The organism is Clostridium sp. AF37-5 (assembly GCF_003477605.1).
GTDB lineage: Bacteria > Bacillota > Clostridia > Lachnospirales > Lachnospiraceae > Eubacterium_F.
The window spans coordinates 24215-38962 of the sequence record NZ_QUDR01000016.1; the positions used below are offsets into that span (position 1 = coordinate 24215).

Below are 14748 nucleotides of genomic sequence, written 5' to 3' on the forward strand. Positions count from 1 at the left end.
TTCTCATACATGTATATTTTACTATGCCCGGAATTTTTTTTCAATACTCTTTTCCGTGACTTTCACATTATCCTCGCCAAATTTAGTATACAATTCCGACAGCAATTCTTTGCATACTTTCGTGCACCGGCTCTTTGGCAAAAGTTTTCTCGCACGGTCTTTCGACAAATAAATATAAACATTTTCCGTGCCATCGTAATTTCCAAGAATGGCAAATAAAGTCTGCTCTGCTTCTTCATAATCCGCACGTGTTGGAAATTGAATCCACAGTTCTTTTTCCACGGCATCAAATGGCACAACACCGGAGCAAATAAGTTTCGCAGGCTTGTCCTCTTCAACAGTCACACGGCCTTGAATAAATACTTTTGCATCTTCCTCTAAAAGTGTGCGGTATTTTTCATAATCGCGTGGAAAGACAATGACTTCTACCGTTCCATACAAATCTTCTACCGTAAGAAATGCCATCATGTTATTCGTACGGGTTGCTTTTACCGTTCGTCCGGTAATCATACCGCCGATAACCGCTCTCTCCTGGTCTTTCACTTTCGGCTCCGTCTCGCCGTCAACCACTTCGAAGTCAGCCGTCGTACGTGTAATATTTTTCTCTAATGTTGCCACATATTCTTCCAGCGGATGGCCACTGATATACACACCCAGCACTTCTTTTTCAAAACCTAAAATTTCTTCTTTTTCGTATTCACCTACATCCGGCATTTTTACTTCTAACTCTTTTTGTTCCTCCGGACTGGCAAAATCAAACAAGGACATCTGACCGGAAAGCGTTCCTTTCTTCTCCTGATTTACACCATCCATAATGCTGATGTAAGAATACATTTTCTGCTTTCTGGTCCCCGGCAGGCTGTCAAGTGCGCCCGACTTAATAAAACTTTCAACAGTTCGTTTATTCACCGATTTTCCAGATAAACGCATGCAGAAGTCTTTCAACGAGCGGTATCTGCCGCCAAGCTTGCGCTCTGCGACAATTTCATCAATAACCGGTCTGCCGACTCCCTTGATAGCAGCAAGTCCATAGCGGATATTTCCTTCATACGGCGTAAAACGATACTCTCCCTCGTTGATATCCGGTGGCAGAATTTCAATTCCCATTTTACGGCAGTTCATAATGTACTCCGTAATTTTCCCGGTATGCTCCATAAAAGAAGTCATCAACGCCGCCATAAAATCAACCGGATAATGACATTTTAGATACGCTGTCTGATATGAAACGACAGCGTAAGCCGCCGCATGCGATTTGTTAAACGCATATTTCGCAAAATCGGTCATATCATCAAATATTTTAATTGCCACTTCTTCCGGGATTCCTCGCTTAATGCAGCCTTCCACGCCAATTTCTTCATTGCCATAGATGAAATAATTCTTTTCTTTCTCCATGACATCTGCTTTTTTCTTAGACATGGCGCGGCGCACCTGGTCGCTTCGCCCATAACTGTACCCGGCCAGATCACGCACAATCTGCATAACCTGCTCCTGATAGACAATACAGCCATAGGTCGGTGCTAAAATCGGCTCTAGTTCCTTGCAGTCATACTGAATATTATCCTGATTATTTTTTCCCTCTATATATTTCGGAATAAAATCCATCGGTCCCGGACGATATAAAGAAATTCCGGCGATAATATCTTCCATGCTGTGCGGCTTTAACTCTTTCATGAAGTTTTTCATCCCCGCACTTTCTAACTGGAACACGCCTTCTGTGTGTCCGGAACTTATCATATCAAATACTTCTTTATCATTATAGTCAATGTCGTGTACATCAAACGCACCATGAATCGCATTCTGGATTACCGTCAGCGTACGAAGTCCCAGAAAATCCATTTTCAAAAGACCTAATTCCTCTAACGTTACCATCGTGTACTGCGTCGTAATGTTGCCATCCGAAGCCCTTGATAGCGGAACGAATTCATCGACCGGTTTTGGACTGATTACAACACCCGCCGCATGAACAGAAGTATGTCTGGGAAGTCCCTCTAAACGCATTGCCATATCAATCAGTTTCTTCGCTGAATCATCCGTTTCATACATCGTGCGCAGTTCCGGATTCATTTTCATCGCTTTTGCAATCGTAATACCAAGCTCCATTGGAATCGCCTTTGCCACACTATCTACATATGCATACGGAAGGTCTAACACACGTCCGACATCGCGGATTACCATACGCGCTGACATCGTACCAAATGTTACAATCTGCACCACGTGGTCGGCTCCGTATTTTCTCGTTACATAATCAATAACTTCCTGACGTCTTTCATAGCAGAAGTCAATATCAATATCCGGCATCGTCACACGTTCCGGATTTAGAAAACGCTCAAACAAAAGGTTATATTTAATCGGATCAATCAAATCCGTAATATTCAAAGAATATGCCACCAAAGAGCCGGCTGCAGAACCACGTCCCGGACCTACCGGAATTCCATGGTCTTTCGCATATTTAATAAAATCCCAAACAATCAAAAAGTAATCAACAAATCCCATCGTAGAAATGGTATCAAGCTCATAATTTAACCGCTCTTCCAACTGCTCTGCCTGCTCCTTTGGATAACGTTTATAAAGCCCCTCTTTGCAGAGTTTTCGCAGATAGCTTTCAGAAGTCTCTCCCTCCGGCACATCAAAGTGCGGCAGTTTATAATCACCAAACTCAATTTCAACATGACATCTCTCGGCGATTTTATGAGTGTTTTCAAGCGCCTCTTTGGCATACGGAAATAATGCCTCCATCTCCTCAGCAGATTTCAAATAATACTGTCCGCCCTCGTAGCGCATACGGTCGGTATCACTGACTTTCTTTCCGGTCTGAATGCATAAAAGAATGTCGTGTGCTTCTGCATCCGAATCGTAAATGTAGTGGACGTCGTTCGTCGCCACCAAATCAATCCCTGTCTCCTGATGCAGACGAAGCAGTCCCTGATTGACCGTCTTCTGATCCGGAATACCATGATCCTGAAGTTCTAAAAAGAAATTATTTTCACCAAAAATCCCCTGTAACCGGTACGCTTCCTGCTTTGCCTCTTCATACAGCCCACGGCGTAGAAAACTTGGAATTGAACCTGCGAGGCATGCACTCAGCGCAATAATTCCCTCATGATATTTTTCTAACACATCATAATCCACTCGTGGCTTATAATAAAATTCTTCTGTAAAACCACGGGAAACAATTTTAACAAGATTTGCATATCCTATATCATTCTCTGCTAAAAGCACCAGGTGATGATAACGGCTTTCTTTTGCATTTCCTGCTTCCCTGTCAAAGCGTGAACCGGGTGCCACATAAATTTCACATCCCAAAACCGGATTAATTCCTGCTGCTTTTGCCGCACGGTAAAAATCAACCACGCCATACATCACGCCATGGTCGGTAATTGCCAGACTGTCCATTCCCAATTCTTTGGCACGACTCACAAGCTCCTTGATTTTACTGGAGCCATCTAACAAACTATATTCCGTATGTACATGCAAATGCGTAAATTCCATGGTATCCCCCATTCACTAAAATAAAAAGGCCGCTATACAAACCGTAACATCCCGGTTCGGACAGTAGCCTGTAACCATTACTATTTCTTATCTGCTAATTTCCGGTCAGGTAATTCTCCATCTCTTTCATAGCAGTCTCTTCGTCTTCCCCATCAATAAGAAGCTCCAGCTTTTGTCCCTTTGCGAGTCCCAGTGTCATCATGCCCATAATACTTTTTGCATTTACTGTCATAGTATCACGATGGATTTCAATGTTACTCACATACTGGCTTGCTAATTGAACCAGCATAGCAATTGGTCTTGCTCCATCCTCGCCTAAACTGACGTCAATGTTCTTCCTTATCATGTTTTCCTCCTTGTAATCGCAGTCCTTGTGCTATCTCACTTAATTTGCGCAATCGGTGGTTCACCCCGGATTTTCCAATTGGCGGTTCTAACATCTGTCCCAATTCTTTCAGCGAAACATCCGGATTCTCCAAACGTAATTTCGCAATCTGCGACAAATTCTCAGATAAATTACCAAAGCCTATCGTATCATGAATATAACGGATGTCTTCCGTCTGTCTTGCTGCTGCCGAAACCGTCTTCTTAATGTTTGCGGTCTCACAATTTACCTGACGGTTAATGGAATTTCGCATTTCTTTCAAAATGCGAACATTTTCAAATTCCATCAGTGCCTTGTGCGCACCGACAACATTCAAAAAATCAACAATCGCCGCTCCTTCTTTCATGTATACGACAAAATTATGCTTTCTTTCTATCGTTTTTGCCTCAATTCCAAAAATACCCATAATCTCCAAAATCCGAGCAGCATGTTCTCTATCTCCAGCTGCGATTTCCAAATGATACCCACTGTTTGGGTCGGTAACGGAACCACTTGTCAAAAAGACTCCCCTTAAAAAAGCCCGGTTGCAACAGGCTTTTTGTCCAATACACTCCACCGAAAATGGCGAATATTCCTGCACTCGAATTGCTTTCATAAAGTCCCTTGCATCTTCATCTTCCAATAGAAAAAGTGAATATTGATGATGTCCGCTTACGGACACATCCGGCACAATATGAAAGACTCTCTTAACTAACATATAGCATTTCTTCGCAACTGTCAAGTTTTCTGTCACAAACTTAACCTGACATTCACCTTCTTCATTCATGTAAATCTGCCCACACACGGCAAAAAACGCCGCCAGTTCTGCTAACTGGCAATGTCTGGCTTTTCCCATTTGCCCAAGCAGTTCTTCTTTTACTTTTCCTGCGAACGACATATATATCTTAACCGGTCCTTCTCTATATCTCTATGCTCTTTTTTGCAGCCATATTCCGTGTTTGCATACTCCTCATACATCGCATTGGTTAATGTCACGGAACGATGCTTGCCGCCCGTACAGCCAATTGCAATCACCAACTGCGTTTTTCCCTCCGCAATGTAGTTTGGAATCAGAAAATCAAGCATATCTTTCATTTTGTTTCTAAACTCAACTGCCTTTGGTGAACTCATAACATAATCGTATACCGGCTTGTCATCTCCGGTAAGTGGTTTTAATTCATCCACATAAAAAGGGTTCGGTAAAAATCTCACGTCAAAAACCAAATCGGCATCCGAAGGAATTCCATACTTAAATCCAAAAGAAACAAATGTGAGATAAAAGTTGCAAAAATCCTCATGCTCCACAAAAATGCGGTCAATCTCCTGTTTCAATTCACGTATCAAAAGTGTCGTTGTATCAATGATGTAGTCCGCCCTTTTTTTCAGTTCGGAAAGAAGTGCTCTCTCATCTTCAATTGCTTTATCCATGCGGCCGCCCTGTGCCAGCGGATGCATTCTTCTTGTCTCTTTATAGCGCTTTACAAGAACTGACGTTGACGCTTCCAAAAATAAAATTTCCAGCGTATAACCTCTGCTTTTTAAATCATCCAGTACATGAGCGGCTTCTTTTAACGAACGATATCCGCCACGGATGTCAATGCCAAGTGCCACCCGCTCAATTTCCTCGCTGGAATCCTCCGTCAATTGAATCAACGTAGGCAGTAAAGACAACGGCAGGTTATCCACACAGAAATATCCATCATCTTCTAATATTTTCATTACGGAACTCTTTCCGGAGCCACTCATCCCGGTTACTATGACAAATCTCATGCAAAGTTCCCCCTTTTCTTATTATTCAAAACCAATCATGCGGACTTCCGGCTCTAACTTAACGCCAAATTCATCCATCACACGATTCTGCACATCACTTATTAACTGCGCCACATCTTTGGCAGTCGCCTCACCGCGGTTTACCACAAAGCCGCAATGCTTTTCGGAAACCTGCGCGTCACCCACACGGTATCCCCTAAGTCCTGCATCTTCAATCAGTTTTCCGGCAAAATATCCCTCCGGACGTTTAAATGTGCTGCCTGCACTCGGGTACTCTAACGGCTGTTTTTCGCGGCGTCTTTTATTTAACTCTTTGATTTCTTCCTGAATTTCTGCCGGATTTCCCTTTTCAAAAGAAAATGTTGCCTCTAAAACCAAATAGCCTTTTTGAAGAATCACACTGTTTCGATAGGAAAGCTGCAATGCCTCTTTATCTAAGACAATTCTTTCACCCTCTTTAGTCAATATTTTGGCACTTACAATACAATCTTTGATTTCTCCACCATAGGCACCGGCATTCATCGCAACACCTCCGCCTAATGTTCCCGGAATTCCTCCGGCAAAGGCAAACCCCTTTAACCCTTTTGAAGCCAATCGAGATGCCATATAAGCTAACGAAACACCAGCCTGTGCCGTCACAACACCATCATCTGAGATTTCTATTTTTTCCAATCCCTTTCCAATTTCAATGATAACACCATCAAAACCGTCATCGGAAAAGAGCATATTACTTCCCTTTCCAATCACATAGTAAGAAAGTCCTTTTTCTTTTGCAAAATCCAGTGCCTCAATAATTTCTTCTTCTCGCTCCGGTATGAAATAGTACGCTGCCGGTCCGCCAATCCGAAATGTCGTATGAGTCCGCAGCGGTTCCTGTTCCAGTCGAATCATTTTTCTCTCCTTCTATTTAAAAAGCACCATTCGCACAGCACCATAAATGCCGGCATCATTGCCAAGTTCTGCCAAGTGGAAACTCTTGTTTTTCAAGGCAAACATGGAATTTTCATTATAATATTTTTCTACTACATCTAAAAGAATCTGTCCTGCTGCTGATACCCCGCCGCCGATAACAAAGGCTTCCGGATCTACCACATGAGCAACATTACTTAATGCAACGCCTAAATATCTGCCAAATTTCTCAACCACTTCCATGCAGTAAGCATCGCCCTCTTTGGCACCATCAAAAACAGCTTTTGCCGTAACTTTTTTATCTGCTAAGTAAGAACCTTCCGGTACATTTTCTTTTGCCATATTCACAATTCCGGTTGCCGAAGCATACTGTTCCAAACAGCCTTTGTTTCCGCATCCGCAGACACGAGTTTCATCCATATTAACTTTCATATGACCGATTTCTCCACCGGCACCTTTACAGCCGGTCAAAATTTTTCCCTGTAAAATGACACCGCCGCCAACGCCGGTACCAAGTGTCACCATGACAATACTGTCATAGCCTCTGCCACCGCCTTTCCACATCTCGCCAAGCGCAGCTACATTCGCATCGTTTCCAACTTTTACATTGCCAACGCCGGTTAAACTTGCCAGTTTGTTAGAAACCGAGAATACATCCCATCCCAGATTGGCACATTTTAATACTGTTCCGTCAGCAGTAACCGGTCCCGGAATACCAACACCGATTCCTTTGATATTCCCCTCAAAGGTTTCTCTTTTTTCTTCGATACTATCTACAATATCTGACAGAATATACTTTCCATTATTTTTTCGTCTCGTCGGAATTTCCCATTTATCCAAAAGTTCTCCGGTATCTGAGAACATTCCCATCTTTACGGTCGTTCCTCCCACATCAACCCCAACATAATACTGTGCCATATCATCCGTCCTTTCTATGCCTTACCAAAGTTATTACTCGTCACACGGTTGTACAATTCTCTCGCTGCATTATATCCCATCTTCTTCTGTCGGTAATTAACCGCCGCCGACTCGCAGATAATGGCTACATTTCGTCCCGGTCGAATCGGAATCGAATGACAGACTACTTTATTTCCAAGGTATTCAATGTACTGCTCTTCCAATCCCATGCGGTCATATTCCTGCTCCTTGTTCCACTCTTCCAACTGAATGACAAGGTCAATCGACTGTGTGTTTTTTACACTTTCTACACCAAAGAGTGTCTTGGCATCAATAATTCCAATGCCTCGCAGTTCAATGAAATGTCTTGTTATATCCGGAGCTGAACCAATCAGCGTCTCATCACTTACTTTTTTGATTTCTACCACATCATCTGAAACCAATCGGTGTCCTCTGTGAATCAATTCCAGCGCAACCTCACTTTTACCGATACCGCTCTCACCGGTAATCAGTACGCCCTCGCCGTAAATGTCAACAAGCACGCCATGAATACTGATTCTAGGTGCCAGTTCTACTTTCAGCCATCTCGTAACCTCAGCGGAAAATGCAGAAGTGTCAGCGTGCGACTGTAAAATCGGAATCTCATATTCGTTCGCCAACTGCAAAAACTCTTCCGGCACCGGCAAATCACGGCAAAAAACAATGCCCGGAACTTTGTAAGAGAGAATTCGTTTCATCTGCTTAAGACTTTCCTCAATTCCCTGCTTTTCCATATACGTATGTTCTACCTGACCGATAATCTGGATTCGGTGATGGTCAAAATAATCAAAAAAACCCGCAAGCTGTAACGCCGGACGGTTTACGTCTGACTGCGTAATTTCAATCGCCGAAATATCAACATCCGGTGTAAGATTTTTAACTTTCATTTTCTGGATAAATTTTTCTAAAGACACTGTATACATGGCAGTACTTCCTTCCCTGATATTCTATTGTGATGATACCATATTGGGGGGCGTTTTTCAACGGTAGTTTGTGGGAAGTGTTCGTTGCTAGTTTTTTAGGTTCCGTAATTTATCAAGAAAAGTTTGTGTTTCGTGGGTGCTCTCGCTAAACAAACGCGTAGGGGTATCGGCATGCCAACTACGCATGCCAGATACCCACGTGTTTGTACCCACTCTCCACAAATCTTTTCTTGATAAATTACTGGAATACTAAAAAGACTAGTAACGAACACTTCGCATATTTCTGCGGTGAGATTTTTGTTTTTTGGGGAGGTGAAGAGGTACATACTTTCTAGACAACTCTTTTCACCTAATTTTACCTAAATGGTTGCATTTTCACCTGATTATCTGACTTTATTCGGACAAATCACACGAAAAACACAACCCTTTCTTCTCATTTCCTGCTTTTAGGTTGCTTGCAGATGCATCTTTTCAAAATTCATGCAACTCTTTTATCTTTTTATAAAGGTTAAGGTTGCATAAGGCTCTGCCCTCATCAAAAAAAGCCTTCAAATGGCCAATTTTTAACAATTAACAGCTTGGAAGGCTTTTGGAGTTTCAGTAAATCATCAAGAAAAGATTTGTGGAGAGTGGGTTTTGAGTACGTCGGTATGTGGCACTGGTAGTTTCAGTGCCCATACCGCTACGCACTCAATGAGCGCAAGCGCCCACGAAACGCAAACTTTTCTTGATGACTTACAAAGCCAAAATCCGCCCACTGCTCATCCTTCGGTACTTTTTGCGATTACCTCATCCACACTTACAACCTCCGGTGCTTCAAGTGATGTTTCTTTTGCATCCGCGGCTTCTATAGGGTCTTCCAATTCTTTTTTCTCCTCATCGTCCCACAACGAATCATACTTTTTCCGTTCTTTAAGCTTTGCCATCATCTGTGCGTTTTTCGCCATCTGATACAAATCACTGTCGAATTCCATAAGTTTTTTCTCGTCCGAGCCGGGAACGATATCCCCGTGGAACATGCGCATTGCCACCGCAAGAATTTTACCCATTTCCTTATAATAATCCCCTTCTGCTTCGGCATTTTGCTTTGCGCTTACCATCTCACGCTCAGCATCCCATTTGTCCATAAACTGGTGAATGAAATCATCATAAATCTTCTGCTGGTCTTTCACCGCATTGTACTGGAGTTCCAAAACCGCTGCCTGTTCCCCAAACAGTTTGTCTCCTTCGGGAACACGCTTTATCAATTCCTTCGTCTCATTTAGTTTTTTAGACAATTCAAACGCCGTTGAATTGTACTGCTTATGTACTGCACTGAATTTATTCCGCAGTTCTCCTAACGTCGTCATGCAAACACCTCCTTGTGTTCTTTTCGCAAATCCATTTACAACATATCTGTAAGTATATTATCGGCAGTTTTCCCTCATAATATTACAACTTGACAAATCTGCCCCTTTCGTACTAGAGTAAGCATAGAAATATTTTTATTAAGGAGAAATTAAAATGAGTGAAGAATGTACGCACGACTGCTCCACCTGTAGCAGCAATTGCGGTTCAAAAGACCCAAAAAGTCTCTTAGTAGCACCACATCCAAATAGCAAAATCGGCAAGGTTATCGGTGTCGTCAGCGGAAAGGGCGGCGTAGGAAAATCAATGGTTACCGATTTGCTTGCGGTTGAATTTGCGCGTCGTGGATACCACTGCGGTATTTTGGATGCCGATATTACCGGTCCTTCGATTCCGAAGGCATTTGGTATCACCGAAAAAGCGCAGGGAAATGAAACAACGATTTTCCCTGTAAAATCAAAAAAATACGGCGTGGATATTATGTCCATTAATGTTCTTTTGGAAAATGAAAGTGACCCGGTTGTATGGCGTGGTCCGGTGATTGGCGGAACGGTTCGCCAGTTCTGGTCTGACACCCTTTGGGATAATGTCGATTATCTGTTTGTCGATATGCCGCCCGGAACCGGTGATGTTGCACTTACCGTATTCCAGAACATTCCGATTGATGGCATTGTCGTTGTTACAAGTCCGCAGGATTTGGTTTCTATGATTGTTGGTAAAGCAATGAAAATGGCTTCTCTTATGAATATTCCGGTTCTTGGTCTTGTGGAAAATATGAGCTATGCACTCTGCCCTGACTGCGGTAAGAAAATTCATGTATTTGGCGAGAGCCACATCAGTGAAATTGCTGAAGAATACCATGTACCGGTACTCGCCCAGATGCCAATTAACCCGTCACTTGCTTCTGCCTGCGACAACGGCACGGTAGAGGATTTGGATTGCTCCTATCTGGAGGATGCTGCGCTTGTTATTGAAAGAGGTCAGAGATAGTGGATACAAAAGTCTGTTATTTATTTGGGGCAGGGGAACAATCCCCCTGCCATATCGAATTAGGAAAAGATGATTTGGTCATCGCTGTTGATGGCGGCTTTGACTATTTAGAAAAAATCGGGCTGCGTGCCGACTATGTGATTGGTGACTTTGATTCCGTTTCGGCATCCAGCCATCTGCCATCCGACTGCATCCGACACCCAAAAGAAAAAGATGATACGGACATGATGCTTGCCGCACGACTTGGTTTGGAAAAAGGATACACAAATTTTGAAATTTATGGCGGTTTAGGCGGCCGCTTAGACCACACATTAGCTAATATTCAGACGCTTACATTCTTAAACCGGCATAATGCCGTCGGAACCTTAATTGGAGATGACTATGCACTAAAAGTTGTCACAAACGGCGTCATTACATTCGGAAAAGATTTACCGGAAAATACCACCGGAAATATATGTTCCGTCTTTTCTTTGAGCGACGTGAGCACAAATGTCACCATTCAGGGATTTCATTATGAAGTAGAAGGGGCGACCCTCACAAATTCATTCCCTCTTGGTGTCAGCAATGAGTTTACCGGCAGAAAGGGAAGCATCAGCGTGTCAAATGGCACATTAGCTGTTTTGTGGAATCGCCCTTAAATTTTCTATTTATATTTCTATTTTATTGAATCAAGTCCGAGTTTTACGGCAATCATTTTGTCAATCGGACAGGTACTCTGACCCTTGCCATCCGTTCCTTCCAGATACGTGGTGGCAGCGGATTCAAATATCATATACACTTCATCTCCCACAACTTCTACTTCCTCTACCATTGGCGGCAGTGCTACGGCAAGTTCTAACTCGCCAAGCATCGTATCATCGGTCGCATCTGCACGGTTATACACCTGTAATTCGGATAAAAATCTCTTCTTTGTACTGTTTCTTCCATAGGAACAGCTAAAGATTGTACGGTCTCCGGAAAATGTAATTCCCTGCACATAATTCGGTGTGCTGCGGTACAACACATTGCCACGGACATCCAAAATAATTTTTCCTGTCAAAATCTGCTCTGTCGGCTCCGCACCTTCGTTTTCTGCTGGAATTGTACGGTGAATTTCCAGCGTTACTGCAGTTCCTTTCGTACATTTTTCCAGTAATTCCGAAAGCTGTTTTGCACTTGTAATCAGCTCATTATTAACCGAGTAAATAACATCGCCTTTTTTCAGCTTTTCTTTTGCTGTAGCAGAGCTTCCTTTTTCCGCAAGTAAAACAGAGGAAGAAGAGTACACTGTTGCAACCTGAACACTTGTCTTTGCCTCATTTTCTGCGGTTGCTTCTGTCTGTACTTCTTTTGTCTGGATTCCCAGATAATCCTCTTCGGCAGGATTCGTAACAATACGAACCTGATTTAATTCGTTTGTCTTTGCATCGTACTCATATGCATACATACGCGGTGCACTGGTATCATTTTCCTCTACTTCTTCGTCCGAATCTTCATCCTCCGAAGTGTCACCGGCAACCGGTGCCACACTAAACTGTGCCACCCACAGATAACCGTCCTTTTTATTGTAGGAAATCGTCGATGGTTTTGTTGGAATCTGATGCAGTTCCACTTTACCGGATGATGTATATTCTTTTTTGCCTGTCGCATATTTCACCAAATCCGACAATGTAATGCGCTCAAGTGAATACATTCCTGTCGTTTTATCTTTGTTTGAGTGGCAGACCCAGATGTTTTTATTTTTCTCATCATAAGTAATTCCACCCACGTGGCTCTTCTGGTCTTTTAAAACTAGCGTCTTTAAAAATTCGCCCGTCTTGTTGTTGTAAACGAAAATGCAGCTGTTGTGCAAATCATCCATACAGTATGCTGTCGTAAGCATATAATTTCCTGCCATGCAGACACCCTGCGGACAGAGATTGTTACACTGAATATAATTTTTTGTCCAGTCCTCATCAGCAGTCGGTGCAAGCCCTGGCATCTGATACTTATCCACAATTGTCCATTTTAAATCTGTCAGTTTTTTATAATTAGTAAATCCCGGAGACAGTGGACTCTTCGACGGATAGCTGTATTTATTAATACTGTCATAGGTACTGAAAACACGTACCGGTTTTTTGTTAATCGTAACGGTAACGGAAGTCGAAGCTGCCTTATAATTTGTTGTTGCTGGCACACTCATGGTTACCTTTGTCGAAACTTTCTTAATCGTATCTTTTGTCTGCTTGGACAATGTTTTACATGTCTTATCAAACGTTTTAACAATCGTAACCTTACCGGCTTTCGTGACTTTGATCACATCGGCTGTCGCACAGGCATATGTTACCGTTCCACCGCCTTTCGATGGTTTAGCTACAATCGAAAATGAACCATCTCCTTCAACGGCTGAATATGCTGCTTTGTCCGGTACTAGCAGACGACTTGCTTTTTTTATCTTAAAAGTTTTGCTTTTGCTGCCCTTATATTTGGCTTTTTTCCCTTTTTTAGCCTTCTTAGCTTTAATTGTAACTTTCGCCGTTCCGGCATTTTTATTTTTTGTATACTTGACCGTATAATCCCTGTTTTTTTTCAGTTTTTTCTTGCCAAGTTTTACGGTAACAGCTGGTTTTTTGGCTTTTCCATTATATGTATAACTGCTCTTTGCCAAAGTAATCTTTGCTTTTTTCAATGACTTTGGCTTCGTCTTTTTCTTTGCCTGAACATTCATCCCACCAATTAATACAGTGGAAAAAAGTAACAGCGCTAACAATAGTATTCTTTTTTTACACTTCATATTTTACGCTTCCTTCCTAAAAAAATGTAACTGTCCTTTACCGAACAGTTACATTTAATCATGCAATCGTGGCAAAACATAGGCATCCTTACTTCAAATTTACCCACATCGTCGGACGTATGCAGGCACCATTTTCGTCCACCGGGAAACCATAGGTAATAATATCCCCCAGTGCAGAAACATACGTCGTTGCCGTGGCATCTTTGCCCGGTGTACGCAGCCGCATTGTCTTTGCCTTTGCTTTCAGTTTCTTCTTATATTTGGCAAACTCCGGCTCATTCATCAAAAACACTTTATCTTGCGTATTCTTGCCACCGTCCGTCCCAAACTCTTCATTTGCAACATTTTCAACATTTGTAGTCAAAATCATCGCCAATTCCCCTGGTGTAAATTTACCGTCCTCAAGGAATTCACCATTCAGATACTTTCGCAGTGCACAACTCTCCCATGTAACCTTTTCTGATTTATCATGGTATGGATGTTTATTATCTGCCATATATTTTGTAAGCAGAGCTTTACCATCTGTACGCTCCAAAACCATCCAGTCACAAGTTCCAAACTTCACAACACCACCAATTTTCACTTTTTCGATGGCTTTTTTCTCAAGCAAAACAATCTGATTTTTACAATCTTTATAATCGCCCAGTTTTTCGTATGTGGACGATGCCCATTTATCAAAACCAACTTTTGCAGAAAGTCCGGCTAACTGATAACGGGTTGCCGGAACATTATAGCAGACAATCATTGCAACAATAACCGCAAGAACAATCCATTTTACAATTCCTTTTTTCTTGTTGTCATCTTCTTCCTGCTTTTTCACTGTTGTCGTAACAGTTCGTGAAATTACTTCTTTTTCTGCCGGCAGTTTCTTTTTCCATTCTTTTGCAAGAGCTGCACACTCTTCACTTAACGCAGCACATTCCTCGCATCCTTCAAATGGAGTTTCTTTGCCTAACGCATCCATCTGTGCAAAATCTTTTGTAAGGCGCACATAGATACGATAAACATCTTCATCTACTAAAAGGCATCTTGTCGCTCTCTTTAATGTCTTTAACTGGACAAACCGTTCCGCCGGCGTCAGTTCAATGACCTCTTTTTTCTTTTTCTTTTTATCTCCCTTTGCCATGCACTGGAATCCTCCTTTGTCTCTTATGCGGGCTGTATTGGTAGTATAACATAGATTGTGCTTAATTATCAACTTTTTGACATCTTTTGTTCGTCATACGAAAAAGAAGAAACTATCATTCGCATGAACATTACTGTTTTCC

Annotated in this window: 12 protein-coding genes; 2 read left to right on the forward strand and 10 right to left on the reverse strand. The window is 42.3% G+C overall.

Annotated elements, in window-relative coordinates:
* Window positions 1-21: 21 nt before the first annotated feature.
* The 8 genes from DW019_RS10470 to DW019_RS10505 form a co-directional block, all read right to left on the reverse strand.
* Window positions 22-3489, reverse strand: coding sequence for a DNA polymerase III subunit alpha (locus DW019_RS10470; RefSeq protein WP_118443327.1), 3468 nt, complete (start codon window positions 3487-3489; stop codon window positions 22-24).
* Window positions 3490-3583: 94 nt separating this feature from the next.
* Window positions 3584-3835 carry an HPr family phosphocarrier protein gene (locus DW019_RS10475; RefSeq protein ID WP_022377185.1) on the reverse strand — a complete coding sequence of 84 codons (252 nt, stop codon included), beginning with the start codon at window positions 3833-3835 and terminating at the stop codon, window positions 3584-3586.
* Window positions 3816-4751: a DNA-binding protein WhiA gene (whiA, locus tag DW019_RS10480; protein WP_022377184.1), complete on the reverse strand. Its 936-nt coding sequence runs from the start codon at window positions 4749-4751 to the stop codon at window positions 3816-3818. Before whiA ends, DW019_RS10475 begins: the two co-directional genes overlap by 20 nt.
* Window positions 4730-5623, reverse strand: a complete 894-nt coding sequence (rapZ, locus tag DW019_RS10485) for an RNase adapter RapZ (RefSeq protein ID WP_022377183.1) — start codon at window positions 5621-5623, stop codon at window positions 4730-4732. Before rapZ ends, whiA begins: the two co-directional genes overlap by 22 nt.
* A 21-nt stretch (window positions 5624-5644) precedes the next feature.
* Window positions 5645-6514 carry a UDP-N-acetylmuramate dehydrogenase gene (gene murB / locus DW019_RS10490; RefSeq protein ID WP_118443328.1) on the reverse strand — a complete coding sequence of 290 codons (870 nt, stop codon included), beginning with the start codon at window positions 6512-6514 and terminating at the stop codon, window positions 5645-5647.
* A gap of 12 nt (window positions 6515-6526) precedes the next feature.
* Complete coding sequence (locus tag DW019_RS10495; protein ID WP_118443329.1) at window positions 6527-7450, reverse strand: ROK family glucokinase; 924 nt, start codon at window positions 7448-7450, stop codon at window positions 6527-6529.
* A 14-nt stretch (window positions 7451-7464) separates the two neighbouring features.
* A complete protein-coding gene (gene hprK / locus DW019_RS10500; RefSeq protein WP_117479718.1) occupies window positions 7465-8391 on the reverse strand; it encodes an HPr(Ser) kinase/phosphatase in 927 nt (308 codons plus the stop codon).
* 761 nt (window positions 8392-9152) lie between these two features.
* The gene (locus DW019_RS10505; protein ID WP_022377179.1) at window positions 9153-9740 is read right to left on the reverse strand and encodes a hypothetical protein; all 588 of its coding nucleotides are present in this window, start codon (window positions 9738-9740) and stop codon (window positions 9153-9155) included.
* 154 nt (window positions 9741-9894) lie between these two features.
* Between DW019_RS10505 and DW019_RS10510 the strand changes: the two genes are divergently transcribed.
* Together DW019_RS10510 and DW019_RS10515 are read left to right on the forward strand one after the other, a co-directional pair.
* Window positions 9895-10728, forward strand: coding sequence for an Mrp/NBP35 family ATP-binding protein (locus DW019_RS10510; RefSeq protein ID WP_118443330.1), 834 nt, complete (start codon window positions 9895-9897; stop codon window positions 10726-10728).
* On the forward strand, window positions 10728-11366 hold the full coding sequence (locus DW019_RS10515) for a thiamine diphosphokinase (protein ID WP_022377177.1): 639 nt from the start codon (window positions 10728-10730) through the stop codon (window positions 11364-11366). Before DW019_RS10510 ends, DW019_RS10515 begins: the two co-directional genes overlap by 1 nt.
* A gap of 17 nt (window positions 11367-11383) precedes the next feature.
* On the opposite strand, the gene DW019_RS10520 is transcribed toward DW019_RS10515, so the two are convergent.
* Together DW019_RS10520 and DW019_RS10525 are read right to left on the reverse strand one after the other, a co-directional pair.
* Window positions 11384-13480: a PDZ domain-containing protein gene (locus DW019_RS10520; protein WP_118443331.1), complete on the reverse strand. Its 2097-nt coding sequence runs from the start codon at window positions 13478-13480 to the stop codon at window positions 11384-11386.
* An 88-nt stretch (window positions 13481-13568) separates the two neighbouring features.
* The gene (locus tag DW019_RS10525; RefSeq protein WP_118443332.1) at window positions 13569-14606 is read right to left on the reverse strand and encodes a DUF6273 domain-containing protein; all 1038 of its coding nucleotides are present in this window, start codon (window positions 14604-14606) and stop codon (window positions 13569-13571) included.
* Between the last annotated feature and the right edge of the window lie 142 nt (window positions 14607-14748).